Raw genomic sequence first — 23,713 nt, 5'->3', positions numbered from 1 at the left:
TAATCTGCGCCCCCCCGGGGCTGGCCTCTGTCCCGGCCGCGGCGGGGGGGTCCGGGGGGGGGGGGGTGGGGCGCGGCCCCCCCCCCGCCCCTCCGGCGCGTTGGTCTCCGCTCAGCCGAGCGGGTGGTCCGGCTCGTAGTTGGTCAGGACACAGCCCTCGACCTGGGACTTCTCCAGCCGGTATCCCGACGGGGCGGAGAAGCCGGGCATGCAGTTCAGGTACAGGAACTGCAGCTGGTAGAGACCGTGGCGGGACGAGGGGCTGTTGGTCTCGACGGCGATGTTCTGCCCGACGAGCAGCCGGCTCGCGGTCTGCTTCAGCTTGCCGTCGTCCTTGAAGTCGGCCAACTGGGCCGCCTTCGCCTTCGTCTGGAGCTTCTTCATGTCCCCGACCGTGTCGAGCCAGCTCAGGTCGCGGGCGCGCTGCGCCCCGGCAGGCTGCCCGCACAGGGCGCGGCCCGTCACGCCCCAGTCCAGGGCGTTGCCCTCCACCACCGGCGCGTAGTCGATCGACTCGATCGCGACGGCGTCGGGGTCGGTGGAGAAGTGCTTCTCGCAGTCGAGGCTGTTGCCCACGAGCGTGCGCAGCTCGGCGATGCTGTCGGCGCGCGGGAGCCCGAGGCTGCCCGTCTTCGGCTGGCCCGCCTTCTCGCCCTCGCCCGCCGGATCCTGAGGGGTTTCGAGGTTCGGGCTGCCCGAGCCGTCCTCGGAGTTGACGAAGTCGCTGAGGTTGCAGTGTTCGACCAGCGGCTTCTCCCGCTTGTAGCCCTTGGGGACGGGAGCGGTCGGGTTGCAGGTCAGTACCCGCAGGTCGGAGCGGACCAGCGCGAGCGCCGTCTTGGTGCTGGTGGGGAACGCGACGAAGCCCTTGCCGACCAGCACCCGGCTCTCCAGCCCGTACGCGCCGTCACCGCCGTCGATCCTGTCCAGGACGTACTGCTTGTAGCGCTCCTGGAACTCCTTCATGTCCGCGGGAACGGCGATGGCGATCTCGCCCTGGCGGGCCTTGTCGCTGCAGACGCCCAGCTCCTTCACCGACCACTGCCCGGCCTTGGGGAAGTCGCCCGCCGGCATCCGGCGGTCGTCGGGCTTGTCGCTGAGGTCCTCGCAGGAGGCGAACTGCCGCAGGTACCGCTGTGCCTCGGCGAGCGGGCCCGTCTCGGCCGCGGCCGTGGACGACGATGCGGCCGGTGCGTCCGGCTGCCCGCCCTCCTTGCACGCGGCGAGTGTGGCGAGACAACCGAGGGCGGCGGTCGTGGCGAGGATCCGCTGGAGGCGCATGGGTCGCTTTCGTCGGTACGGCGATGGCGGGGGGCATGTGCATGCTAAGTGGACGTCGGAGCGTGATCAAAACCCCGTCCCACGGCGGCCGTTCGCGGCTCCGCGCACGCGGCCGCCCAGTCCGCCAGGGCGTCGAAGTCGGGGCGGGTCAGGCCGATCCGCTCGTCGATGCGCAGCAGCAGCGCCCGTGCCGGGTGGCGCTGGTCGACGTACTCGCGGTCCATCGCCGTGATGTCGTCGTCGATCCAGGCGAAGGGCCGTTCGCCCGCGTATTCCAGGATGTACCGGGTCTTCCAGAAGGTCCCCCGCGGTGCCCGGCCGTGCATCACCGGCCAGTCGATGAACGGCAGCCGGGGCAGTCCCAGATGCGGCCCTATCCAGTCGTTCGCCTCGTCCTTCCACGTGGTGGCCCAGACCAGCTCGTACGCACCCGCCAGCGCGAGCAGCTCCGCGCCGTGGCCGTGGTTCAGCCAGACCCGCAGCGGCTTGGGGCTCTCGGCCCACGTCCAGCCCGTCGGGCGCATCCGGTGCGTGGAGTAGCCCTCGGGGCGGCGCTGGGCCTTGGCCGCGTAGGGGTTCAGGGGTCCGTCGACGTCGATGAGCAGCAGGGGCTTCATCTCGTCAGGATTCCGTTCCGGCCGCCCTAGGGCAGCTCATTTTCCGAAAGAATGAGACGGTGATGTCTCATTAGGGGTATGCTTGTCTCATGGCCATGGATCGTGACCAGGTGCTCCGCGACGCGGCCGCCCTGCTCTCCCGTAAATCGACCGCCACGATGGACGAGGTCGCCCGCGCCGCCGGAATCGGCCGCGCGACCCTCCACCGGCACTTCGCCGGGCGCGACGCCCTCGTACGGGCCCTCGAAGAGCTCGGCATCCGGGAGTTCGAGGGGGCCTTCGACCGCGCCCGCCTCGACGAGGGCACAGCGGTGGAAGCGCTCAGACGCCTCGTCGCCGAGGCCGAGCCCAACGCCGAACTGCTGGCCTTCCTCGTCACCGAGAACCAGCTGTTCGAAGGCGAGCAGATCCACGAGGGATGGGCCCGGCTCGACGCCCGTGTCGGCGCGCTCTTCCGGCGCGGCCAGGAAGAGGGCGACATCCGGATCGACCTGAGCCCCGCATGGCTCACCGAGGCCCTCTACGGCCTCATCGGCACCTGCGCCTGGGCCGTCATGGACGGCCGGGTCGCCGCCAAGGACTTTCAGTACATGATCACCGAGCTGCTGCTCGGTGGCGCCAGACGGAGTGTGGAGAAATGAGCCGTACCGAACAGCTGAACCGTCGAACGGGAGCGGAGGTGAGGAGCCGGGGGCGCTGGCTCGCGCTCTCCGTACTCGTGCTGGCCGTGCTGCTGGTCGCGGTGGACGCCACGGTCCTCGGCCTCGCCACGCCCTCCCTCAGCGAGGACCTCAAGCCCTCCGGCACCCAGCTGCTGTGGATCGGCGACATCTACTCCTTCGTCATCGCCGGACTCCTGGTGTCCATGGGCAGCCTCGGCGACCGCATCGGCCGAAAGAAGCTGCTCCTCGTCGGAGCCACCGCCTTCGGCGCCGTCTCGGTCCTCAACGCCTACGCGACCAGCCCCGAGATGATGATCGTCGCCCGGGCCCTGCTCGGCGTGGCCGGCGCCACCCTGATGCCGTCCACCCTCGCGCTGATCCGCAACATCTTCCACGACCCCAGGGAGCGCAGCCTCGCCATCGGCATCTGGGGCGCCACCGCCTCGGCCGGCGCGGCCGTCGGGCCTGTCGTCGGCGGAGCCCTGCTCCAGCACTTCTGGTGGGGCTCGGTCTTCCTCATCAATCTCCCCGTGATGGCCGCCCTGGTCCTCGTCGGCATCAAGCTGCTGCCCGAGTCGAAGAACCCGGTGGCCGGCCCGTGGGACCTGGTCAGCGTCGGCCTCTCCCTCGTCGGTGTGATCGGCGTGGTGTACGCCGTCAAGGAAGCCGCCACCCACGGCATGACCCGGGAGGTCGCCCTCGCCGCGCTGCTCGGCGCGGGCGCGCTGTACGCCTTCGTCCGCCGCCAGTTCACCCTGCCGTCCCCGCTGCTCGACATGCGGCTCTTCAAGCACCGCGGCTTCTCCGGCGCGGTCCTCGCCGACCTGCTCACCGTCTTCGGCCTCTCCGGGCTGGTCTTCTTCCTCTCCCAGTTCCTGCAGCTCGTCCAGGGCCGCGACCCGCTGGAGGCGGGCCTGGCCGAACTGCCCGCCGCCATCGGCGCGGTGGCCACCGGTCTGGTCGCGGGCCGGTACGCCCGCCGGTATTCGGTACGCACCGTCGTGACCGGCGGCCTCGCCGCCATCGGCCTGGCCCTCGCCGTCCTGACCGTGATCCACAAGGAGAGCGGCTACCCGCTGCTCGGTGCGGCCCTGCTCGTCGTCGGACTCGGCGCAGGATTCTCCTTCACCGTCACCGCCGACGTGATCCTCTCCAGCGTGCCCAAGGAGCAGGCCGGTTCGGCCTCCGCCGTCTCCGAGACGGCGTACGAACTCGGCGCCGCCCTCGGCATCGCCCTGCTCGGCTCCATCGTCACCGGGGTCTACCAGGGCTTCACCGCCCCGGCCTCCGCCGCGGGTCCGGTCGCCGACGCCGCGCACGAATCCCTCGGCGGGGCCGTCGAGGCCGCCAAGGCGCTGGATCCGCACACCGCCGGGCAGATGGTGGGCGCCGCGCAGGAGGCCTTCGTGGACGGGCTGCGGCTCGCCTCCGGCGTGGGCGCGGCCGTGCTGCTGGCCACCGCCGCGGCGGCCTGGTTCCTGTTGAAGGGCCAGAAGCTCCAAGGCGGCATCGAGCACTGACGCCACGCGCCCGGCGTCCGTGCAAGGGATGGTGTCGAGGGGGGAGTTGACAGTCCGTCGAACCGCGGGACACCATCCGGGCGATGGAGATCAACGATCTTACCCCGGCCGAGCGCCGCGTATGGGAAGCCTTCCCGCGCGGTGACGGCGTCGACTTCCGGGAGCACCCCGACGACAGCTCCGTGGACGGGGCCGGCTGGGGATCCGGGCGCACGGTGCGGGCCGAGGTGCTCCGCGCCCTCCTGCTGGGCGCCGCGCCGGCCGTCGAGGGCCGGGTCCCCGGGCTCAAGATCAAGGGTGCGAGGATCGTGGGCAAACTCGACCTCCGCTACGCGGTGATCGACCATCCCATCCGGATGCGCGACTGCTGGTTCGAGCGCAAACCCCTGCTGTACGGCGCCCAGCTGAAGGCCCTCGTCCTCGGCTACTCCACCCTGCCCGGCCTCACCGCGGCCACCGTGCGCGTCGATGTGGTCCTGCGGCTCTCCTGCTGCCGGATCAGCGGTCCCGTCCGGCTGCAGGGCGCCAAGATATCCGGCGGCCTCTTCCTGCAGGGCGCGGTGGTCGGTCCCGCGACGGGCGAGGAGGCGGACGAACCCCCGCTCCAGCTCAACCACGTGGAGATCGGTACCGACATCATCGCCAACGACCTGACCGTCCACGGCCAGCTGCGCCTCAACGGTGCCGTCGTCGGCGGCCAGATCAGCCTCGACAACGCCCGCCTGCTCAACCCCGGCGGCATCGCCCTGCACGCCGAGACCCTGGCGGTCGGCACGGACCTGCGGGCCCACCGCCTGGAGGCCCGCGGCATGGTCAACCTCACCGGAGCCCGGATACCCGGCCAGCTCAACTTCGCCCACGCGGTCTTCGCCCATCCCGGCGGCACCGCCCTGCGCGCCTCCAGCTGCGCCGTCGGCGAGGTGTGGCTGCGAGGCTGCGACCGGATCCAGGGCCTGGTCAACCTGCGCCGCTCGCAGTTCGACATGCTGCACATACCGCCCGAGACCTGGCCGGAACAGATCCGCATCGACGGCCTCACCTACCGCACGCTGGCCCCGCACCTGCCCGCCGGGGAGCGGCTGCCCGCACTGGAGCGCGAGGAGGCGGGCTACCTCCCGTACGCCTACGAACAGCTCGCGGCGGCCTACCGTACGGCGGGCGACGAGGCGGCCGCCCGGACCGTCCAACTCGCCAAACTGCGCAGGCACCGCCGCACCCTGCCCCGGCACGCGCGCCCGTGGGGGCTTCTCCAGGACGCGACGGTGGGCTACGGATTCCGGCCGCTGCGCGCGGCGGGCTGGTTGGTGGCGCTCCTGCTCACCGGGGCGATCGCCTTCGAACTGCAGCACCCGCGCCCGCTCAAGCAGGGCGAGGCGCCGGACTTCAACCCGGTGTTCTACACGCTCGACCTGATGGTGCCGATCATCAGTTTCGGCCAGGAACAGGCCTTCGCGCCGAGCGGCTGGCACCAGTGGCTGTCGTACACGCTGATCGTGACCGGCTGGATCCTCGCCACCACCACGGCGGCGGGCGTCAGCCGGTCACTCCAGCGGCAGTAGGGGCGACGGGAGCTACGCGGCCTTCGCCTTCGTGGCGTACATGTCGACGTACTCCTGACCCGAGAGCCGCATGACCTCGGCCATCACCGAGTCGGTGACGGCGCGCAGGACGTACCGGTCGCGGTCCATGCCCTCGTAGCGGGAGAACTCCATCGGCTCGCCGAAGCGGACGGTGACCCGGCCCGGACGCGGCATGCCGGCGCCGCCGGGCTGCAGCTTGTCGGTGCCGATCATCGCGAACGGCACCACGGGGGCGCCGGTCATCAGGGTCAGGCGGGCGATGCCGGTGCGGCCGCGGTAGAGCCGGCCGTCGGGGGAGCGGGTGCCCTCCGGGTAGATGCCGAAGATCTTGCCCTCTTCGAGGATCCGGCGGCCGGTCATCAGGGCCGCGACGCCACCGTTGGCCCCGTCACGGTCGACGGGGATCATGCCGGAGCCGGTGAAGAACCAGGCCATGAGCCGGCCCTTGATCCCCTTGCCCGTCACGTACTCGTCCTTGCCGATGAAGTGGACCGTACGGTCGCACACCAGCGGAAGGATCATGGAGTCGATGAAGGTGAGGTGGTTGCCCGCCAGAATCACCGGTCCGGACCCGGGGATGTTCTCGATGCCCTCCACACGGGTGCGGAACATCATGCGCATGACCGGTCCGACAGTGGCTTTGATGAGCGAGGTACGGAACAACGTGGGCCCTCCGGCATCGAAAAGCGGTTCGCGCACCCACCACACGGCGGTAGCGCAGGTGAGGACGATACTCGCGGGTCAGCTCCGAGCGCACATCGGGTTCACGTGTCGGATACCCAGTGTTGACACTCGTTTGCGCCAAGTTCCCCGGATGTGTCGCCGGTGCACCCCCCTCGGCCACCCCCGCTTGCCTACCATCGGCACGCCGATCGCGGGCCGCGGGACGCCGGGACGCCGGGACGCCGGAGGTCCCGGGACCGCAGGCCCCCTTTCGCGACGAGGCACGACGAAACACGACGAGGCAGACGAGGAGTGGCACTCATGACACAGGGTGGGGCAGCGCGGCGCACGGTTCTGGGGGCGGCCGTCCTGGCGGCGGGGACCGGGATCACCGGACTGGCGGCCGGGTCGGCATCGGCATCCGCATCGGCGTCCGCGTCCGGATTCGCGTCCGGATCCGGATCCGCAGCGGGCGGCGGGCACGGCGACGGGGGCCACCGGGACCTCCCCCACCCGACGGTCATCGGCCACCGCGGAGCCAGCGGCTACCGGCCGGAGCACACGCTCGGCTCCTACCAGCTCGCCCTCGACCTGGGCGCCGACGTCGTCGAGCAGGACCTGGTCCCGACCCGGGACGGCCACCTGGTGTGCCGTCACGAGAACGAGATCGGGGGGACCACCGACGTCGCCGACCATCCCGCGTTCGCCTCCCGCCGCACCACCAAGTCCGTCGACGGGGTGTCCGTCACCGGGTGGTTCACCGAGGACTTCACCCTCGCCGAGCTCAGGACCCTGCGCGCGAAGGAACGTATCCCCGCCCTCCGTCAGCGCAACACGCTCTACGACGGCCAGTGGGCCGTACCGACCTTCGAAGAGGTGCTCCGCTGGGCCGACCGCGAGGGCAGGCGGCGCGGCAGGAAGGTCTGGCTGCACGTCGAGACCAAGCACCCCAGCTACTTCCGCGGCCTCGGCCTCGGTGTGGAGGAGCCCCTCGCCAAGCTGCTGCGGCGCCACGGGCGCGACGGCCGGAACGCGGCCGTCTTCCTCCAGTCCTTCGAGCCCTCCAGCATCCAGCGGCTCTCCCGGCTGGTCTCCGCGCCCCGCGTGGTCCTGCTCTCCGCGGCCGGCACCCGTCCCTGGGACTTCGAAGCGGCCGGGGACCCGCGCACGGTCGCGGACCTGGTCAAGCCGGAGGGCCTGAAGTGGATCGCCGGCTTCGCCCAGGGCATCGGCCCGACCATGGACCTGATCCTCCCGCGCGACGCGGCCGGCCGGCTGGGCTCCCCGACCACCCTGGTCAAGGACGCCCACGCCCGCGGGCTGCTGGTGCACCCCTACACCGCGCGCAACGAGAACAGCTTCCTGCCCGCCGAGTACCGCAGGGGTACCGATCCGGCCGCGTACGGCGACGCTCTCGGCGCCTTCCGGACCTACTTCGACCAGGGCATCGACGGGATCTTCACCGACAACCCGGACACCGGGCTGTACGCGGCGGAGTCCTTCCGTCCGGGCCGACGCCCCGTCAACCGCTGAGCGGGTCTTCCCGAAAGAGTGGGCCGTGCCTGGTGTGGAAACCGGCGGGCACGGCCCACTCGTCCCGCCCGGCATGGACCTGCTGAAGGCTGACCTCTTTGACAAGCTCGGCCCGCTGCTCTCCGCCGAGGCGGCCGCGGAGGCCCCGGGCACCGGAGTGGACGCTGCCGACCTGGAACAAGCCGTCTGGGTCAGGCTGCTGGAGAGCGGCCGGCGCGCACCCGATCCGGCCGAGCCGGCGGAGCCGGCGCGCTGGCTCCGCCGGGCGGTACGGGCGGAGGCCCGGCTGGCCCGGCGCCGTGCCCGCCGGGAGATCCCGTACGACCACCGTCGTCACGCCGCGGACGGCCCCCGCCATCACTCCGTGGACGGCGGTCCGCAGGCCGGCGCCGCCGCCGGGGCCGAACCGGAAGACGCCCTTTTGCACGGGGAGGACAACCGCGCACTCCGATCGGCGGTCGCCCGGTTGCCCGGACGCTGCCCCGAACTGATGAAGGCACTTCTTTCGCCCAGGGACCTCACTTACCGTGAAATCGCAGGAGAGTTGGGTATCTCACAAGGAAGTTTGGGGCCCGTCCGTTCCCGTTGCCTGGGATGTCTGCGCAGAATGCTGGCGGCAGAGGTTGCGGCTCCTGGCCTGCGGGGAAAGGAGCGGTAGACCAACGGGCTACCAGGTGAGCTGGAGGCATGCGCACATGGGCATGAGCGTGACCATTTCGGCGGCGGTTGCCGAGGACGCTGAGCAGATCTTCAAACTGCAGTACCTGGCCTTCCAGCGCGAGGCCGAGCTGTACGGCAACTACCTCATCCAGCCGCTCACCCAGTCCCTGGACTCCCTCAAGGGGGAGCTGGCGACGGACACCGTCCTCGTGGCCCGGCTCGGCGACGAAATCGTCGGAACCGTGCGCGGCAGCGTGGACGAGGACGGCACCGGCAAGATCGCCAAGCTCTGCGTCCACCCCCGCCTCCAGGGCCACGGGCTCGGCGCGCGCCTGCTACGCGCCGTCGAGGAGGCCCTCGCGAGCCCCGGCACCACCACCCGCTTCCGCCTGCACACCGGGCACAAGAGCGAGTCCAACCTGCGCCTCTACCGCAAGGCCGGCTACGTCAAGGTCGGCGGCCGCACGGCCTCCGACGGCGTTCAGCTGGTGATCCTGGAGAAGGAGGCCAAGGACCCGGCCGACTTCACGGTCAGCGCCTAGGCACCCGCGCACGGGTCCGGCGCGCGGGTCCGGCACAGGGGTCCGGCACACGGGTCCGGTGCCCTCGTCCGGCACACGGGTCCGGTGCCCTCGTCCGGCGCCCGGTCAGCGCTTGCGCAGCCAGAGCATCCCGGTGATCGGCAGGATCACCGGGATGAACAGGTAACCCATCCCGAACTGGGACCACACGGTCGTGTCGGGGAAGGAATCGGGGCTCACCAACGTCCAGGCGCCCACCGCCAGAACGCCGGCCAGCTCGGCGGCGCAGCAGATCAGCGCCGCCTTGCGGGCCGTCTCGCCGCCGCGCACGAGCGAGTACGTGATGAACGCGTAGGCCAGCGCGGCCACGGCCGACAGCGCGTACGCGAGCGGTGCCCGGTCGAACTCGGTGGAGATCTGGAAGGCCGACCGCGAGACCGCGCCCACCACCATCACCCCGTACAGCCACACCAGCAGCAGCCCGGGGCCGGAGACCAGCCGCTTGCGCTCGGTGGGAGCGGCGGTCGTCGTGTCAGCGTCAGGCACCGGTGGTTCCCCAGATGTCGTAGAGCCGCACTTCGAGGACGGCGAGGACGACCGCGCCGGCGGCCACCGTCACCGATCCCCACTTGGTCCGCTCCGTCAGTGAGAGCATCCCGGCGGCCGGCACCGCGGCGAAGGCGCCCAGCAGGTAGGCCACGAAGATGACCGTGCCCTCGTCGGGCTCCTGGCCCTGGGCCAGCTTGACCAGGCCGATCACCAGTTGGGCCAGGACCAGCACGGTCACGACGGCCATGCCGATGAAATGCCAGTCCTTGGTCGGCTGGTCCCGCCAGGCGGCGAAACCGCACCAGGCGGCGAGGGCGAGTGCGGCCACGCCGATGGCGACCGTCAGGGCGTCGAGCATGCAGCGAGGGTATTACGGGCCGAAAGACCCGATGCGCGCACCCCTGTTCCCGGGCCCCGGGGCCCGGTCGGGCGTCCGCATCGCAGACCGTGGTCTTGACCACAGCGGACCGTCCCACCGCACTCCGGCCCACCGTGCCGAACGGGCGGCGACCGCCGTGTCGATGCAGGTCAGAAGCGGTGGAGCAGGGGCTGGGCGGGCAGCGCCGATGACCGGTCCCGTCCGGTATGCGGTCGAATTCCGTCCGGTATCCGGACGGCTTTGATCGGTGAGGGGATGCGTCTGCTTTACTTGGGCCCATGACCACGACGAGCAGCCGCACCCTTGCGACCGAGGCGACGATGACGCCCGGTGCTCGTTGTATGTGTCGAATGTGCGCCTTCTGAGGGCCCCTTCCTGAGCCTCGCGCCCCGAAGCGAGACCAGCCGCGCGAGTGCGTCACCCCTTGATGAACAGCACGGCTCACTCCTGCCCCGCGCATGCGTCGAAGCAATCGTTTTCTGACGGTTCGTCCCGTATCGCGTCCCAGATGTTCGCCCCGTGCCCGGCACCCTGCTGCGCCGTGCACTCGACAGCGACGGAAATCCTGTGATCACCACATCGGGCCTCACGAAGGTCTACCAGTCCCGTGGCCGCGAGGTCACCGCCCTGGACGGCGTCGATCTCCACGTCCGCGAGGGCGAGGTCTACGGAGTCATCGGCCAGAGCGGCGCAGGCAAATCCTCCCTGATCCGCTGCGTGAACCTGCTGGAGCGCCCCACCACCGGCACCGTGAGCGTCGACGGCGTCGACCTCACCGCGCTCGCCGGCCGCGGCCGGCGCGCCGGCAAGGAGCTCCGCGAGGCCCGCAGCCGCATCGGCATGGTCTTCCAGCACTTCAACCTGCTGTCCTCGCGCACCGTTCAGGGCAACATCGAGCTGCCCCTGGAGATCCTCGGCGTCTCCGGCCGCGAGCGCTCCCGCAAGGCCCTCGAACTCCTCGACCTGGTCGGCCTCGCCGACAAGGCCAAGGCCTACCCCACCCAGCTCTCCGGCGGCCAGAAGCAGCGGGTCGGCATCGCCCGTGCCCTGGCCGGCGACCCCAAGGTGCTGCTCTCCGACGAGGCCACCAGCGCCCTGGACCCCGAGACCACGCGCTCCATCCTCCAGCTGCTGCGTGACCTCAACCGGCAGCTCGGCCTCACCGTGCTGCTCATCACGCACGAGATGGACGTGGTCAAGTCCGTCTGCGACTCGGCCGCCCTGATGAAGAACGGCCGGATCATCGAGTCCGGTACCGTCGCCGAGCTGCTCGCCACCCCCGGATCCGAGCTCGCCGGCGAGCTCTTCCCGGTCACCGGAGCCGCCACCGGCCCCGACCGCACGGTCGTCGACGTGACCTTCCACGGCGAAGCCGCCGTCCGGCCGGTGATCTCGCAGCTCTCGCGCACGTACAACATCGACATCTCGATCCTCGGCGCGGCGATGGACACCGTCGCCGGCCGGCAGATCGGCCGCATGCGCATCGAACTGCCCGGCCGCTACGAGGACAACGTCGTGCCGGTCGGGTTCCTGCGCGAGCAGGGCCTCCAGGTCGACCTCGTCGAGGGTGCCGACGCGGCCGCCGACGCCGACAACGAATTCGCCGTACTGGTCAAGGAAGGTGCCAAGTGACCTGGTCCGAGATGCAGCCCCTGCTCACCCAGGGCACCTACGACACCCTCTACATGGTGCTGTGGTCCGCCCTGGTGACCGTGCTCGGCGGACTGCCCATCGGCATCCTCCTGGTCCTCACCGACAAGGGCGGCCTGCTGCAGAACCAGCCGCTCAACAAGGTCCTCGGCGTGATCGTGAACATAGGCCGCTCGCTGCCGTTCATCATCCTGCTGATCTTCCTGATCCCGGTGACCACCGCCGTCGTCGGCACCTTCATCGGCCCCACCGCCATGATCGTCCCGCTCGCCATCGGCGCCGTCCCCTTCTTCGCCCGGCTCGTCGAGACGGCCGTCCGCGAGGTGGACCCCGGCCTGATCGAGGCCGTCGAGTCCATGGGCGGCGGCATCCCCACCCTCGTCGGCAAGGTGCTCCTGCCGCAGGCTCTGCCCTCCCTGGTCGCAGGCGTCACCACCACCGTCATCACCCTCGTCGGCTACTCCGCCATGGCCGGCGCCGTCGGCGGCGAAGGACTCGGCTCCAAGGCCATCACGTACGGCTTCCAGCGCTTCGAGACCGGCTTCATGGTCGCCACCGTCGTGGTCCTGATCGTCCTCGTCACGGTGATCCAGCTGGTCGGCGACGGCGTGGTCCGCCTCCTGGCCCGCCGCGGCCGGACCGCCTGACCGGCCGATCGGCCGCCCCCGCTCTTTCTCCTCCAGAAAGCCCGCACTTGTCGTGCTTGGGCCACCACCAGCAAGTCATCCGTACTTGTGCAGCAAGAAAGGCACTCTTCGTGCGTAAGAACATCAAGCTCACCGCCCTCGCCGCCACGGCCACCGCGCTCGCCCTCGGCCTCACCGCCTGCGGCAGCTCCTCGGACCCGTCCTCCGGCAAGGCCGACGGAGGCAAGGCGGACGAGAGCAAGCCGCTCGTCATCGCGGCCTCCCCGAGCCCGCACGCCGACGTCCTGAAGTTCGTCGCCGACAAGCTCGCGGCCAGGGAGGGCCTCAAGCTGGACGTCAAGGAGTTCACCGACTACGTCCTGCCGAACACCGCCACCGAGCAGGGCCAGGTCGACGGCAACTACTTCCAGCACAAGCCGTACCTCGACGACTTCAACAAGAAGAACAACACGCACGTCGTGCCCGTCGTGAACGTGCACCTGGAGCCCCTCGGCCTCTACTCCAAGAAGGTCAAGGCCATAGGCGACATCAAGGCCGGCCAGACCATCGCCGTGCCCAACGACACCACCAACGAGGGCCGCGCGCTCCAGCTGCTCGCCGCGAACAACCTGATCACCCTCAAGGAGGGTGTCGGCACCAGCGCCAAGCTGTCCGACATCACCGACAAGAAGGGCCTGGAGTTCAAGGAGCTGGAGGCCGCCACGGTCCCGCGCGCCCTGAACGACGTGGACGCCGCGATCATCAACGGCAACTACGCCATCGAGGCCGACCTGTCGCCCGCCAAGGACGCGCTGGTCCTGGAGAAGGCCGAGGACAACCCCTACGCCAACTTCCTCGCGGTCAAGGACGGCAACCAGAACGACCCGCGGGTCCAGAAGCTCGCCAAGCTCCTGAACTCCGACGAGGTCAAGAAGTTCATCGAGGAGAAGTACCAGGGCTCCGTCATCCCCGCCTTCGGCACCCCGGCCTCCTGACCCCGGCCTTCGGCACCCCGGCCTCCTGACCCCGGCCTTCGGCACCCCGGCCTCCTGACCCCGGCCTCCAGACCCGCACGGCCGGCCTCGTCGGACTTCGCTGTCATGCATCTCGGCCCCGCACGCCCCTGTCGGCGCGCGGGGCCGAGTTCTGCCCGCTTCCGGGCAACCCGGCCCTGCACATCCCCCGGTCGATGCTGCATGCTGTGGCCTACGACCCGCACCAACGGTCCCGCACGATCGGTCCCGCACCGCGGTCGCCTCGCAACACGGTCGCACCACGGTCTCAGGCATGGAGCTGCGCAATGACTACCACCTTCCCGGACGTCACCATCAGCACGGACCGGCTGGTGCTGCGCTCCTTCGAGGAAGAGGACGTCACCGCGCTCACGGAGATGATGAACGACGAGCACGTCATCGCCTGGACGCCCGTGCCACACCCCTACACCCACGCGGACGCGCACGCGTGGGCCACCCGGCACTCCCACGCCGAACGCACCGAGGGCCGCGGCATCGTCCTCGCCGTCACCGAGTTCCTCACCCAGCGCCTCGTCGGCGTCGTCCACCTCCAGAACACCAACTGGCGCACCCGCTCCACCGAAGTCGGTTATGTCACCGCCCCGTGGGCCCGCGGCGAGGGCTACGCCAGCGAGTCCGTCCAGGCCGTCGCCCAATGGCTCTTCCGCGACCAGGGGTTCGAGCGCCTCGAACTGCGCACCGCCGCCGACAACACCGCCTCCCAGCAGGTGGCCCAGAAGATCGGCTGCATCAGCGAAGGCGTACTCCGCAACGCGTGGATAGTGCGTACGCAGACGGCCGAAGGCGGCTGGACCGACACCCGCACCGACCTCATCGTCTGGAGCCTCGTCCCCGAGGACCTCGACGAGGGCGACGGTTACGAGGGGTACGACGGCTACGACAACTACGACGGATACGCCGGCAGCTCCGCCTTCGGGCAGCGGGCCGACGCGAACGGCTACGCCGTCGGCGCCGACTGGAACTGAACCGATGACCAGGTAGTCTCACCGTGCCCTGCCCCCTCGACGAAGCTTCGCCCCTCTCCGGCCACCGCTGGGAGGAGCCCGCTGCCACACCAGGAGACTGACGACGATGGCCGACCGGGTCACGGTGATCGGCTGGGACGGTTCGCCCCTGACCGCGGCCGCCCGGTCCGCGCTCTCGGCCGCCACCCTCGTGGCCGGCGCGGCCCACCACCTCGCGCTCCCCGAAGTCCCGCCCGCCGCCGAGCGCGTCCGCCTCGGCAGCCTCGGCCTCGCCGCCCGCCGCATCGCCGGCCACCGCGGCACCGCGGTGGTCTTCGCCGACGGCGACCCCGGCTTCTTCGGCGTCGTACGGACCCTGCGCGCCCCGGAGCACGGCCTGGAGGTCGAGGTCGTCCCTGCCGTCTCCTCCGTGGCCGCCGCCTTCGCCCGCGCCGGCATGCCCTGGGACGACGCCCAGGTCGTCGTCGCCCACCCCCGCACCCTGCGCCGCGCCGTCAACGTGTGCCGAGCCCACGCCAAGGTCGCCGTCCTCACCTCGCCCGGCGCCGGCCCCGCCGAACTCGCCCTGCTCCTCGACGGAGTCCACCGCACCTTCGTCGTCTGCGAGGAACTCGGCACCGACCGGGAGCAGGTGAGCGTCCTCACCTCCGACAAGGCCGCCGACCACAGCTGGCGCGACCCCAACGTCGTCATCGTCATCGGCGGCGGGGGACAGGCCCCGGCCGCCGACCCGGGATGGCTGTTCGGCCAGAGCGCCGGCCAGTCGGCCGAGCGCGGCTGGGCCCGGCCGCAGCCCGACGCGGGCGAAGGGGAGTCGGCGCAGCTCCGCGCGGCGCAACTCGCCCGGCTCGGGCCGCGCACCGGCGACCTCGTATGGGACATCGGCGCCGGATCCGGCGGCGTGGCCGTGGACGCCGCCGCCCTCGGCGCCGCCGTCATCGCGGTGGACGCCGACCCGCAGGCCTGCGCACGCGTAACCGCCGCCGCCCGCAAGCGGGGAGTGCAGCTCCAGGTCGTCACCGGGCGCGCACCGCACGTCTTGGAGAACCTGTCCGAGCCCGACGTCGTCCGGGTCGGCGGAGGCGGTGCCGAGGTGGTCGCGGCCGTCGCCGAACGCCGTCCCGAACGGATCGTCAGCCACGCCTCCACCCGCGACGAGGCGGAGGCCGTCGGCCGGGTGCTCACCGAACACGGGTACGCCGTCGAGTGCGCCCTGCTCCAGTCCGTCGGACTGGACCCCCACACCTGGGCTGAACAGGACCGTTCCGTGGTGTTCCTGCTGTCGGCGCAGCGCCCTGTGACCCGCTGAGACGACGGCCGGGGTAGGCTGGCCGATCGTCGTACCGCCTCGACGATTCGGGCATCGCGGCACACTTGGACGCGCGACGTGGCGCAGTCCACAGAGGACCGTGGCGGTTCTGGCCGCCACGATGGCTAACGGGCGCGACAATGCTTACTGGTTGTCGTGCAGGCGCGTGCGAGACGAACTCGTCGCACCGCAACCCCGCACGGCAACTCCGCTCGGAGGCCTCGTGGGCGACCGGGCGAACGAAGAGGCAACACCGATGGGCGAGGGGTAAGCATGACTGACACCGGCCAGGTCCCGGGCGAGGGTCTCCCGGACAACGCGGGCATGGTGGATCAGCAGGGCGTCCCCGCTCCGGTCCAGATCCCGGTACCGGCTCCCGCCGGCTACGCCTTCCAGGACCTCATGGACAATCCGGCCGAGCCGGAGGACGAGGAACTGCTGCTGATGCCGAGCGGCCAGGGCGCGTGGAGCGACCCGCAGGTCGTCCCGCCGGTCCCCGCCTTCCCCATCGATCCCCAGCTCCCCGAGCCGCGGATGTACGCAGAGTCCGCGTACTCCGAGGCCCCGGCGGCGTACGCCGAGCCCGCCGGGTACCCCGACTTCGCCCAGCCCTCGTTCACCGACACCTCCTACAGCGCGGGCGCGCACGAGGCGGGCGGCCGTGATTCCGGTGCGCTGGACCTCGGCGGACTCGTCGTCCCGCCGCCCGCGGTGTCCGCCGCCGCGGTGACCCCCGCGGCCCCGGTCCGCCGCCCGCTGCACATGGGTCCGCCCGTGCCCGACGCGACCGGCGGAGTCGTACGCTCCCTCGCCGACCGGGGCCCCGCCGCAGCGCCCGCTCCGGCCGCCCCGGCCGTGGCCGCGCTGAGCACGCCGACGGCCCCGGTCCGCCTGGCGGGGCCGCCGACCACGGGTCCGGAGTACCTCGACATCCCGCGTGCGGAGGCCGCGCAGGTCTCCGCCCCGCAGCTGGGGGAGATCCCGCCGCAGGCCGGGACCCCGTGGACGCCGGAGCAGGTCGCCTCGCCGGAGCCGGTGGTGGAGGCCGCCCAGGCCCCCGAGCCCGTTCAGGCCGCCATGGAGCCGGAGCCGGAGCCGCTGCCGGTGCCCGTGGAAACAGCGGTTGAGCTTCCGCATCCCGTGGCCGGGCCCGTACCGGCCGAGGCGCCGCCCGCGACGGCCGAGGCCCCCGAGCCGGCCGAGCCCGTGGCGGCCGAGGCGGTCCAGGTGGAGCCCGAGGCCGTCGCCCACACGCAGCCGGCCGAGCCCGTCGCCGCCGAGCCGGTCCAGGCGGCGCCGGCCGAGGCCGCTCCCGCCCCGGCCGAGCCGGCGGCGGTCGAGCAGCAGGCCGTGGCGGTCGCGCCCGCCGAGCCCGTCGCCCCGGCCGAGCCCGTCGCGGCCGAGCCGGTCCGGATGGAGCCCGAGACGGTGGCCCACACGGAGCCCGTCGCCGCCGATCCGGCCGCCCCGGTCGCCGTCGAGGCCGTCGCCGCTGAGCCGGTCGCCGAGGCCGTCGCCGCTGAGCCGATCACCGTCGAGCCGGTCCAGCAGGTCCCGGCCGAGGCGGCTCCCGCCCCCGCCGAACCGGTGGCCCTCGAGCCGCAGCCCCTGGCGGTCGCCCCCGCCGAGCCGGCCGAGCCCGTCGCCGCCGAGTCGGACCAGCCGGAGCCCGTCGAGGCGCAGCCCGCGTCCGAGCCCGAGACGGAGACCGGGGTCGGGGCCGAGGCGCTCACCCCGGCCGAGCCCCACGCGGGCGACCCGGCCCCCGGCTACGACGACGCCGAACGCGAGGCCGTGCTGCGCGTCATGCGCGAGCGCCGCGACATCCGCAAGGGCTTCCGTACCGACCCGATCCCGCACGAGGTGCTCCTCCGCGTCCTGGAGGCGGCCCACACCGCGCCCAGCGTCGGCCACTCCCAGCCCTGGGACTTCGTCGTCATCCGCTCCGCCGAGACCCGCCGGACGATGCACGAGCTCGCCCAGCGCCAGCGCGAGGCCTACGCGAAGTCCCTGCCGAAGGGCCGGGCGAAGCAGTTCAAGGAACTGAAGATCGAGGCCATCCTCGACACCCCGGTGAACATCGTCGTCACCGCCGACCCCACCCGCGGCGGCCGCCACACCCTCGGCCGGCACACCCAGCCGCAGATGGCCCCGTACTCCTCGGCCCTCGCCGTCGAGAACCTCTGGCTCGCCGCGCGCGCCGAAGGCCTCGGCGTCGGCTGGGTCAGCTTCTTCGACGAGCGCGAGATGGTCCGCGAGCTCGGCCTGCCGGAGCACCTGGAGGTGGTGGCGTACCTGTGCGTCGGCTACGTGGACGAGTTCCCGGAGGAGCCCGAGCTGGCGCAGGCCGGCTGGTCGCAGCGCCGCCCGCTCTCCTGGGTGGTCCACGAGGAGACCTACGGCCGCCGCGCACTGCCCGGCGAGGAGCCGCACGACCTGCTCTCGGAGACGGTCGCCAGCATCCGCCCACTCGACGCGAAGGCGCTCGGCGGGGCGTGGGAGCGGCAGAAGCGGATGACCAAGCCCGCCGGGGCCCTGGGCATGCTGGAGATCATCTCCGCACAGCTGTCCGGCCTCTCGCGGGTCTGCCCGCCGCCGATCCCGGAGCCCGCGGCCGTGGCGATCTTCGCGGGTGACCACGGCGTCCACGCCCAGGGCGTCACCCCGTGGCCGCAGGAGGTCACCACGCAGATGGTGGCCAACTTCCTCGGCGGCGGCGCGGTCTGCAACGCCTTCGCCAACCAGGTGGGCGCCGAGGTCTGCGTGATCGACGTCGGCGTCGCGGGCGACCTGCCCGCCACCCCCGGCCTCCTGCCCCGCAAGGTCCGCCCGGGCACCGCCGACCTCTCCGTCGGCCCCGCGATGACCCGCGAGGAGGCCGTCGCCGCGATCGAGGTCGGCATCGAGACCGCCCGCGACCTGGTCGCGGCGGGCAACAAGGCCCTGCTGACCGGCGAGATGGGGATCGCGAACACCACCGTGTCCGCGGCGCTGATCTCGGTCTTCACCGGGGTCGACCCCTCCGAGGTGACCGGCCGCGGCACGGGCATCAACGACGAGACGCACGCCCGCAAGGTCGAGGTCGTCCGCCGCGCCCTGGAACTCCACCAGCCCGACCCGGCCGACCCGGTCGGCGTCCTCGCGGCGATCGGCGGCCTGGAGCACGCGGCGATCGTGGGCCTCCTCCTCGGCGGAGCGTCCCTGCGCACCCCCGTGATCCTGGACGGCGTCAGCGCGGGAGCCGCCGCCCTGGTGGCCCGCGCCATCGCCCCCGAGTCCCTGTCGGCCTGCATCGCGGGCCACCGCAGCGCGGAGCCGGGCCACGTGGCGGCCCTGAACAAGCTCGGCCTGCGCCCCCTGGTCGACCTGGACCTCCGCCTCGGCGAGGGCACAGGCGCCCTCCTGGCCCTACCGCTGGTCCAGAGCGCAGCCCGCGCGATGCACGAGGTCGCCACGTTCGACTCGGCAGGCGTCACCGAGAAGTAGCCCCGCCCGGTCCTTCTCGAGCCGGACTGGCCCCGTGGCCGCGTTTGCCGTGGGGTGGGGACACTCCGGGACCCGCAGGTCGAGCGAACCCACCGCCGGGCAACGGGCCGGTCCGGCTCGGGGTTCGCGAGCCGAGGAGACGTTCCGGAGGGGCACCGCCCCACCGCGAAGCCCGGCAGAATCAGCCTCGCCGGCGTTTGAGGCGCGGGGTCCGGGGCGGAGCCCCGTTCGGTGAGCCGCACCCGCCCACCCGGGCGACCCCGGTCCCGCCGGCGCTCGAGGCGAGGGGTCCGGGGCCCGGAGCCCGGGAAGCAGGGCGCAGCCCCCGTCCGCGCTACGGACCGGCCCGCGCCGTATGGTGGACCCGCACCAGGAATCCGCACGTCAGCACCCCGCCGCTCCAACGCCGCAGCGGCAAGACAGAACGACCGCCGCATCAGGAGCCGCACCGCAATGGCCGAATACCCCGCGTACCCCGTCGGTCTCCGACTCGCCGGCCGCCGCGTCGTCGTCATCGGCGGTGGCCAGGTCGCCCAGCGCCGCCTCCCCGCGCTCATCGCGGCCGGCGCCGACGTCCTGCTCGTCTCGCCCTCCGCCACCCCCTCCGTGGACGCCATGGCCGAGACCGGCGAGATCCGCTGGGAGCGCCGCCGTTACCAGGACGGCGACCTCGCCGACGCCTGGTACGCGCTCATCGCCACCCAGAACCGAGAGGCCAACGAGCAGGCCTCCGCCGAGGCCGAGCGCGAGCGCGTCTGGTGCGTGCGCGCCGACGACGCCTCCGCCGCCACCGCATGGACCCCGGCCACCGGCCGCATCGAGGGCGTCACCGTCGCCGTGCTGACGGGCAACGACCCGCGCCGCTCCGCCGCGGTCCGCGACGCCATCGTCGAGGGCCTGCGGGACGGCAGCCTCGCGGCCCCCGCCCACCGTCACAAGTCGACTCCCGGCGTCTCCCTCGTCGGCGGCGGCCCCGGCGACCCCGACCTCATCACCGTGCGCGGCCGCCGCCTCCTCGCCGAGGCCGACGTCGTGATCGCCGACCGGCTCGGCCCCCGTGACCTGCTCGACGAGCTTCCCCCGCACGTCGAGGTCATCGACGCCGCGAAGATCCCGTACGGCCGTTTCATGGCCCAGGAGGCCATCAACAACGCGCTGATCGAGCACGCCAAGGCCGGCAAGGCCGTGGTCCGGCTCAAGGGCGGGGACCCGTACGTCTTCGGCCGCGGCATGGAGGAGCTCCAGGCCCTCGCCGAGGCAGGCATCCCCTGCACCGTCGTCCCCGGCATCTCCAGCTCCATCTCGGTGCCCGGCGCCGTCGGCATCCCGGTCACCCACCGCGGCGTGGCGCACGAGTTCACCGTGGTCAGCGGCCACGTCGGTCCCGACGACCCGCGCTCGCTCGTGGACTGGGCCTCCCTCGCCAAGCTCACCGGCACCCTGGTGATCCTGATGGGCGTGGACAAGATCGGACTGATCGCCGAGGCGCTGGTCCGCCACGGCCGCTCCGCCGACACCCCGGTCGCGGTCGTCCAGGAGGGCACCACCGCCACCCAGCGCCGGGTGGACGCCACCCTCGCCACGGTCGGCGAGAGGGTCCGCGCCGAGGAGGTCCGCCCGCCGGCCGTCATCGTCATCGGCGAGGTCGTGCGCGTCGGCAGCCCGAGCGTCCCCACCACCAGCGCCTGACAGGCCGTTGGCACCACACCCAGGACAAGGCAGTATCACCCTGTGGCTGATCTCATCACCGTCGAGGACCCCGACGACCCGCGCCTGCGCGACTACACGGGCCTGACCGACGTCGAACTCCGGCGCAGGCGCGAGCCCGCGGAAGGCCTCTTCATCGCCGAGGGCGAGAAGGTCATCAGACGCGCCAAGGACGCCGGGTACGAGATGCGCTCGATGCTGCTCTCGGCCAAGTGGGTCGACGTCATGCGCGACGTCATCGACGAACTCCCGGCCCCGGTCTACGCCGTCACCCCCGAGCTCGCCGAACGCGTCACCGGCTACCACGTGCACCGGGGAGCCCTCGCCTCCATGCAGCGCAAGCCGCTGCCCACGGCCGAGGAGCTTCTCGCCACGACCCGCCGCGTGGCCGTCATGGAAGCGGTCAACGACCACACCAACATCGGGGCCATCTTCCGCAGCGCCGCCGCCCTCGGCATGGACGCGGTGCTGCTGTCGCCCGACTGCGCGGACCCGCTCTACCGCCGTTCGGTGAAGGTCTCCATGGGCGCGGTCTTCTCCGTCCCCTACGCCCGCCTGGAGGCCTGGCCCAAGAGCCTGGACTCGGTACGCGAGGCGGGCTTCAAGCTGCTCGCCCTCACCCCGCACGAGAAGGCCTCGCCCATCGACGTGGCCGCGCCGCAGTCCCTCGAACGGGTCGCCCTCATGCTCGGCGCCGAGGGCGACGGCCTGTCCACGCAGGCACTGGTCGCCGCCGACGAGTGGGTGCGCATCCCCATGGCGCACGGCGTGGACTCGCTCAACGTGGGCGCGGCGGCCGCGGTCGCCTTCTACGCGGTGGCCCAGGGCCGCGCCACCGCGTAGCCCGCAGTCCGCATCCGGCGGCCCCACAGCCCGTCGCCGGCGGCCCGGGGCCTCACAGCTTCTGGGCCGCCGCGATGCCCAGGGCCACGATCAGCGTCACCACGACGAACACGATCAGCCGCTGCCGCATCAGCCTGGGATCAGGCCGCGACGGCCGCCGCCCCGTCCCCGTGGTCCTCGGTGCCGGGCGGCCGCCCGTGCGCCCCCCGGTCGGCCGGGAGGAAGGCCCCCCGGGCCGGCGCGGATTGCGTGAGGACGAGGGCCGCGAGTGCGGTCCGCTCGGGGACCCGCCCTGGGGCCGGGGCACGGTGCTGCCGCCGGTACGGCGCTCCGTGCGCTGGTCCGGGTGGTCCTCGGCCGCGTCGGCCCGGCCGGGCCCCTCGGCGAGCCGCCCGGCCGGCCGCTCGGTCCGGGCCCGCTGCGCCGGCGGGCGTCCGTCCGAGAGCCCCTGTGCCTCGCGGGCCGCGATCTCCTTGAGCCGCATCGACAGCTGCAGCGTGCTGGGCCGCTCCTCGGGGTCCTTGGCCAGGCAGGCCTGTACCAGGGGCGCCAGCGCGTCCGGAACGCCCTGAAGGTGAGGCTCCTCGTGCACCACGCGGTACAGCATCACCTCGGAACTGCCGTGCCCGAAGGGCGAGTCGGCGGTCGCCGCGTAGGCCAGGGTGGCGCCGAGGGCGAAGACGTCCGTGGCCGGGGTGACTGCGGCGCCGCGCACCTGTTCGGGCGCGAGGAAGCCGGGGGAGCCGACGGCCGTACCCACGTGGGTGAGGGTGCTCGCCCCGGTGGCCCAGGCGATCCCGAAGTCGATGATCCGCGGGCCCTTGGGGGACAGGAGGATGTTGGAGGGCTTGAGGTCCCGGTGGACGACCCCCGCCTCGTGCACGGCGACCAGTCCCTCGGAGAGCGCGGCGCCGACGGCGGCGATCTGCGCGGCCGTCAGGGGGCCCTCCTCGGCCACCTTGTCGTGCAGGGAGGGCCCGGGCACGTACTGGGTGGCGAACCACGGCCGCTCGGCCTCCAGGTCCGCGGCCACCAGGCGTGCGGTGCAACCGCCGCGGATCCGCCGGGCGGCGGACACCTCGCGGGCGAACCGCGAGCGGAACTCCTGGTCCTCGGCCAGATCCGGCCGGATGACCTTGAGCGCGACGCGCTGCCCGCGCCGGTCCGATCCCAGGTAGACCACGCCCATGCCGCCGGCGCCGAGCCGCCGGTGCAGTCTGAACGAGCCGACGACACGCGGGTCCTCGCGCCGGAGCCGCATCATCGCCATGTCCACCCCGCTGACCGGTCGTCCTGTTGACGTGGCACAGCTTACGGACCATCCGGCATGCGTGCTCAGAGGCCGCGCCCTCGCCAAGGGATTCGATTGTCAGTGCGGCACAGCACACTTGAGGGAGTCTCAGCCATTTCCCGAGCTGCTGAGGCGAAGATGGTCCGGGCGTCCAAACCGCCCTTCCGGCAAGGGGATTGAAGATTCCGGACGGGTCCGCTCCCGCCGAGGTGGGTCCGTACGCCGCCCGCACTCGAGTCGATCTTCCCGGTGCCCGGTGGGCGGACACGCAGCAACAGGGAGTGACGGAAGTGAGCGAAGTCACTACCCTCCGGTCATCCCCTCCGGGAAGACCCCGACAGCGGGGGAGCGGCCTCCACCCAGGGGAGTACACGGGGGTGGCCCCGTCATCCTCCTGGAGGCCCGGCAATGGGTACGAAGGCATGAGGTCAGGGATCGTCCGCCCGCCTAGTGTTGAAGACAAGCGGCGGGTGGAGCACTCGTCCCCCGAGGTCACAAGCCCGCCGCTGCCAAACGACAGGGAGAGGGCCATGGCGGACATCGCACGGCAGGGACGCAAGGCATTCGCGTTCAACGGCCATGAGTCCGGCACCCGCCACCCGCTGGTGGCCGCGGCCATGGTGCTCCCCCTGGCCGCCCTGCTGCTCTTCCTCTTCGGAGGTTTCGATCAGCTGGCGGCGCAGGCGTCGTCCGTGGGCGTGATGCTGGGGCGCTGAGCGGCGCCCCGGGTCCGGGAGAGCGGCCCGGGCCGGGACATCGGCCTGTCGAACCCCGTGGGGACGGGGGAGCGGCGGACGGCAGGTGAAGGGTGCTGCCCGTCCGACTGGGGAGTCGGAC

Annotated in this window: 21 protein-coding genes; 15 read left to right on the top strand and 6 right to left on the bottom strand. The window is 72.3% G+C overall.

The features are described from left to right. Positions 1–111: 111 nt before the first annotated feature. Together ACWGIF_RS32915 and ACWGIF_RS32910 are read right to left on the bottom strand one after the other, a co-directional pair. Entirely contained in the window at positions 112–1,281 is a 1,170-nt protein-coding gene (locus ACWGIF_RS32915) for a hypothetical protein (RefSeq protein WP_453502993.1), read from the bottom strand. 44 nt (positions 1,282–1,325) lie between these two features. Beyond that, positions 1,326–1,898, bottom strand: coding sequence for an HAD domain-containing protein (locus ACWGIF_RS32910; RefSeq protein ID WP_453502991.1), 573 nt, complete (start codon positions 1,896–1,898; stop codon positions 1,326–1,328). A gap of 89 nt (positions 1,899–1,987) precedes the next feature. Between ACWGIF_RS32910 and ACWGIF_RS32905 the strand changes: the two genes are divergently transcribed. The 3 genes from ACWGIF_RS32905 to ACWGIF_RS32895 all read left to right on the top strand — a co-directional run bounded on the left by ACWGIF_RS32905 (position 1,988) and on the right by ACWGIF_RS32895 (position 5,639). Continuing rightward, positions 1,988–2,539 carry a TetR/AcrR family transcriptional regulator gene (locus ACWGIF_RS32905; RefSeq protein ID WP_453502989.1) on the top strand — a complete coding sequence of 184 codons (552 nt, stop codon included), beginning with the start codon at positions 1,988–1,990 and terminating at the stop codon, positions 2,537–2,539. Continuing rightward, a complete protein-coding gene (locus ACWGIF_RS32900) occupies positions 2,536–4,080 on the top strand; it encodes an MFS transporter (protein ID WP_453502988.1) in 1,545 nt (514 codons plus the stop codon). The genes ACWGIF_RS32905 and ACWGIF_RS32900 overlap by 4 nt, the downstream gene beginning before the upstream one ends. Before the next feature lie 83 nt (positions 4,081–4,163). Next, on the top strand, positions 4,164–5,639 hold the full coding sequence (locus ACWGIF_RS32895) for a membrane-associated oxidoreductase (RefSeq protein ID WP_453502986.1): 1,476 nt from the start codon (positions 4,164–4,166) through the stop codon (positions 5,637–5,639). A gap of 12 nt (positions 5,640–5,651) precedes the next feature. On the opposite strand, the gene ACWGIF_RS32890 is transcribed toward ACWGIF_RS32895, so the two are convergent. Continuing rightward, the gene (locus tag ACWGIF_RS32890) at positions 5,652–6,281 is read right to left on the bottom strand and encodes a lysophospholipid acyltransferase family protein (protein WP_326592099.1); all 630 of its coding nucleotides are present in this window, start codon (positions 6,279–6,281) and stop codon (positions 5,652–5,654) included. Positions 6,282–6,644: 363 nt separating this feature from the next. On the opposite strand from ACWGIF_RS32890, the gene ACWGIF_RS32885 reads away from it, so the two are divergent. From ACWGIF_RS32885 to ACWGIF_RS32875, 3 genes are all read left to right on the top strand, one after another. Beyond that, a complete protein-coding gene (locus ACWGIF_RS32885) occupies positions 6,645–7,856 on the top strand; it encodes a glycerophosphodiester phosphodiesterase (protein ID WP_453502984.1) in 1,212 nt (403 codons plus the stop codon). A 73-nt stretch (positions 7,857–7,929) separates the two neighbouring features. Next, positions 7,930–8,514 carry an RNA polymerase sigma factor gene (locus ACWGIF_RS32880; RefSeq protein WP_453502995.1) on the top strand — a complete coding sequence of 195 codons (585 nt, stop codon included), beginning with the start codon at positions 7,930–7,932 and terminating at the stop codon, positions 8,512–8,514. Between the two features lie 37 nt (positions 8,515–8,551). Continuing rightward, on the top strand, positions 8,552–9,058 hold the full coding sequence (locus ACWGIF_RS32875) for a GNAT family N-acetyltransferase (RefSeq protein WP_453502983.1): 507 nt from the start codon (positions 8,552–8,554) through the stop codon (positions 9,056–9,058). Positions 9,059–9,163: 105 nt separating this feature from the next. Here ACWGIF_RS32875 and ACWGIF_RS32870 read toward each other — a convergent pair whose 3' ends face one another. Next, positions 9,164–9,583: a hypothetical protein gene (locus ACWGIF_RS32870; RefSeq protein WP_453502981.1), complete on the bottom strand. Its 420-nt coding sequence runs from the start codon at positions 9,581–9,583 to the stop codon at positions 9,164–9,166. Next, positions 9,576–9,944: a hypothetical protein gene (locus tag ACWGIF_RS32865; RefSeq protein WP_453502979.1), complete on the bottom strand. Its 369-nt coding sequence runs from the start codon at positions 9,942–9,944 to the stop codon at positions 9,576–9,578. The genes ACWGIF_RS32870 and ACWGIF_RS32865 overlap by 8 nt, the downstream gene beginning before the upstream one ends. A 588-nt stretch (positions 9,945–10,532) precedes the next feature. Between ACWGIF_RS32865 and ACWGIF_RS32860 the strand changes: the two genes are divergently transcribed. The 8 genes from ACWGIF_RS32860 to ACWGIF_RS32825 all read left to right on the top strand — a co-directional run bounded on the left by ACWGIF_RS32860 (position 10,533) and on the right by ACWGIF_RS32825 (position 21,585). Then, positions 10,533–11,597: a methionine ABC transporter ATP-binding protein gene (locus ACWGIF_RS32860; protein ID WP_453502994.1), complete on the top strand. Its 1,065-nt coding sequence runs from the start codon at positions 10,533–10,535 to the stop codon at positions 11,595–11,597. Beyond that, a complete protein-coding gene (locus ACWGIF_RS32855) occupies positions 11,594–12,262 on the top strand; it encodes a methionine ABC transporter permease (protein ID WP_453502977.1) in 669 nt (222 codons plus the stop codon). The genes ACWGIF_RS32860 and ACWGIF_RS32855 overlap by 4 nt, the downstream gene beginning before the upstream one ends. Positions 12,263–12,372: 110 nt before the next feature. After that, positions 12,373–13,236: a MetQ/NlpA family ABC transporter substrate-binding protein gene (locus ACWGIF_RS32850; protein WP_453502975.1), complete on the top strand. Its 864-nt coding sequence runs from the start codon at positions 12,373–12,375 to the stop codon at positions 13,234–13,236. Between the two features lie 305 nt (positions 13,237–13,541). Beyond that, positions 13,542–14,240 carry a GNAT family N-acetyltransferase gene (locus ACWGIF_RS32845; RefSeq protein WP_453502973.1) on the top strand — a complete coding sequence of 233 codons (699 nt, stop codon included), beginning with the start codon at positions 13,542–13,544 and terminating at the stop codon, positions 14,238–14,240. Between the two features lie 106 nt (positions 14,241–14,346). After that, positions 14,347–15,549 carry a precorrin-6y C5,15-methyltransferase (decarboxylating) subunit CbiE gene (gene cbiE, locus ACWGIF_RS32840; RefSeq protein WP_453502971.1) on the top strand — a complete coding sequence of 401 codons (1,203 nt, stop codon included), beginning with the start codon at positions 14,347–14,349 and terminating at the stop codon, positions 15,547–15,549. 273 nt (positions 15,550–15,822) lie between these two features. Continuing rightward, entirely contained in the window at positions 15,823–19,035 is a 3,213-nt protein-coding gene (gene cobT, locus ACWGIF_RS32835; RefSeq protein WP_453502970.1) for a nicotinate-nucleotide--dimethylbenzimidazole phosphoribosyltransferase, read from the top strand. Positions 19,036–19,488: 453 nt separating this feature from the next. Continuing rightward, a complete protein-coding gene (cobA, locus tag ACWGIF_RS32830; RefSeq protein WP_453502968.1) occupies positions 19,489–20,724 on the top strand; it encodes a uroporphyrinogen-III C-methyltransferase in 1,236 nt (411 codons plus the stop codon). Positions 20,725–20,766: 42 nt separating this feature from the next. Then, complete coding sequence (locus tag ACWGIF_RS32825; RefSeq protein WP_453502966.1) at positions 20,767–21,585, top strand: TrmH family RNA methyltransferase; 819 nt, start codon at positions 20,767–20,769, stop codon at positions 21,583–21,585. Between the two features lie 52 nt (positions 21,586–21,637). Here ACWGIF_RS32825 and ACWGIF_RS32820 read toward each other — a convergent pair whose 3' ends face one another. Next, positions 21,638–22,855, bottom strand: coding sequence for a protein kinase domain-containing protein (locus ACWGIF_RS32820; RefSeq protein WP_453502964.1), 1,218 nt, complete (start codon positions 22,853–22,855; stop codon positions 21,638–21,640). A gap of 551 nt (positions 22,856–23,406) precedes the next feature. Between ACWGIF_RS32820 and ACWGIF_RS32815 the strand changes: the two genes are divergently transcribed. Then, complete coding sequence (locus ACWGIF_RS32815) at positions 23,407–23,592, top strand: hypothetical protein (protein WP_030723551.1); 186 nt, start codon at positions 23,407–23,409, stop codon at positions 23,590–23,592. Positions 23,593–23,713: the final 121 nt, after the last annotated feature.

This window comes from Streptomyces sp. NPDC054849, from assembly GCF_053610945.1.
The sequence above is the reverse complement of the archived record's forward strand: the minus strand, read 5'-3'. Positions and strand labels throughout refer to the sequence as shown.

Bases quoted from the DNA above. Each gene is read 5' to 3' on its own strand.
- ACWGIF_RS32815 (WP_030723551.1), top strand. From the start codon at position 23,407: ATGGCGGACATCGCACGGCAGGGACGCAAGGCATTCGCGTTCAACGGC.
- ACWGIF_RS32890 (WP_326592099.1), bottom strand. From the start codon at position 6,281: ATGCGCATGATGTTCCGCACCCGTGTGGAGGGCATCGAGAACATCCCC.
- ACWGIF_RS32915 (WP_453502993.1), bottom strand. From the start codon at position 1,281: ATGCGCCTCCAGCGGATCCTCGCCACGACCGCCGCCCTCGGTTGTCTC.
- ACWGIF_RS32820 (WP_453502964.1), bottom strand. From the start codon at position 22,855: ATGGCGATGATGCGGCTCCGGCGCGAGGACCCGCGTGTCGTCGGCTCG.
- ACWGIF_RS32845 (WP_453502973.1), top strand. From the start codon at position 13,542: ATGACTACCACCTTCCCGGACGTCACCATCAGCACGGACCGGCTGGTG.
- ACWGIF_RS32875 (WP_453502983.1), top strand. From the start codon at position 8,552: ATGGGCATGAGCGTGACCATTTCGGCGGCGGTTGCCGAGGACGCTGAG.
- cobT (WP_453502970.1), top strand. From the start codon at position 15,823: ATGACTGACACCGGCCAGGTCCCGGGCGAGGGTCTCCCGGACAACGCG.
- ACWGIF_RS32885 (WP_453502984.1), top strand. From the start codon at position 6,645: ATGACACAGGGTGGGGCAGCGCGGCGCACGGTTCTGGGGGCGGCCGTC.
- ACWGIF_RS32905 (WP_453502989.1), top strand. From the start codon at position 1,988: ATGGCCATGGATCGTGACCAGGTGCTCCGCGACGCGGCCGCCCTGCTC.
- ACWGIF_RS32880 (WP_453502995.1), top strand. From the start codon at position 7,930: ATGGACCTGCTGAAGGCTGACCTCTTTGACAAGCTCGGCCCGCTGCTC.
- ACWGIF_RS32865 (WP_453502979.1), bottom strand. From the start codon at position 9,944: ATGCTCGACGCCCTGACGGTCGCCATCGGCGTGGCCGCACTCGCCCTC.
- ACWGIF_RS32910 (WP_453502991.1), bottom strand. From the start codon at position 1,898: ATGAAGCCCCTGCTGCTCATCGACGTCGACGGACCCCTGAACCCCTAC.
- cobA (WP_453502968.1), top strand. From the start codon at position 19,489: ATGGCCGAATACCCCGCGTACCCCGTCGGTCTCCGACTCGCCGGCCGC.
- ACWGIF_RS32900 (WP_453502988.1), top strand. From the start codon at position 2,536: ATGAGCCGTACCGAACAGCTGAACCGTCGAACGGGAGCGGAGGTGAGG.
- cbiE (WP_453502971.1), top strand. From the start codon at position 14,347: ATGGCCGACCGGGTCACGGTGATCGGCTGGGACGGTTCGCCCCTGACC.
- ACWGIF_RS32895 (WP_453502986.1), top strand. From the start codon at position 4,164: ATGGAGATCAACGATCTTACCCCGGCCGAGCGCCGCGTATGGGAAGCC.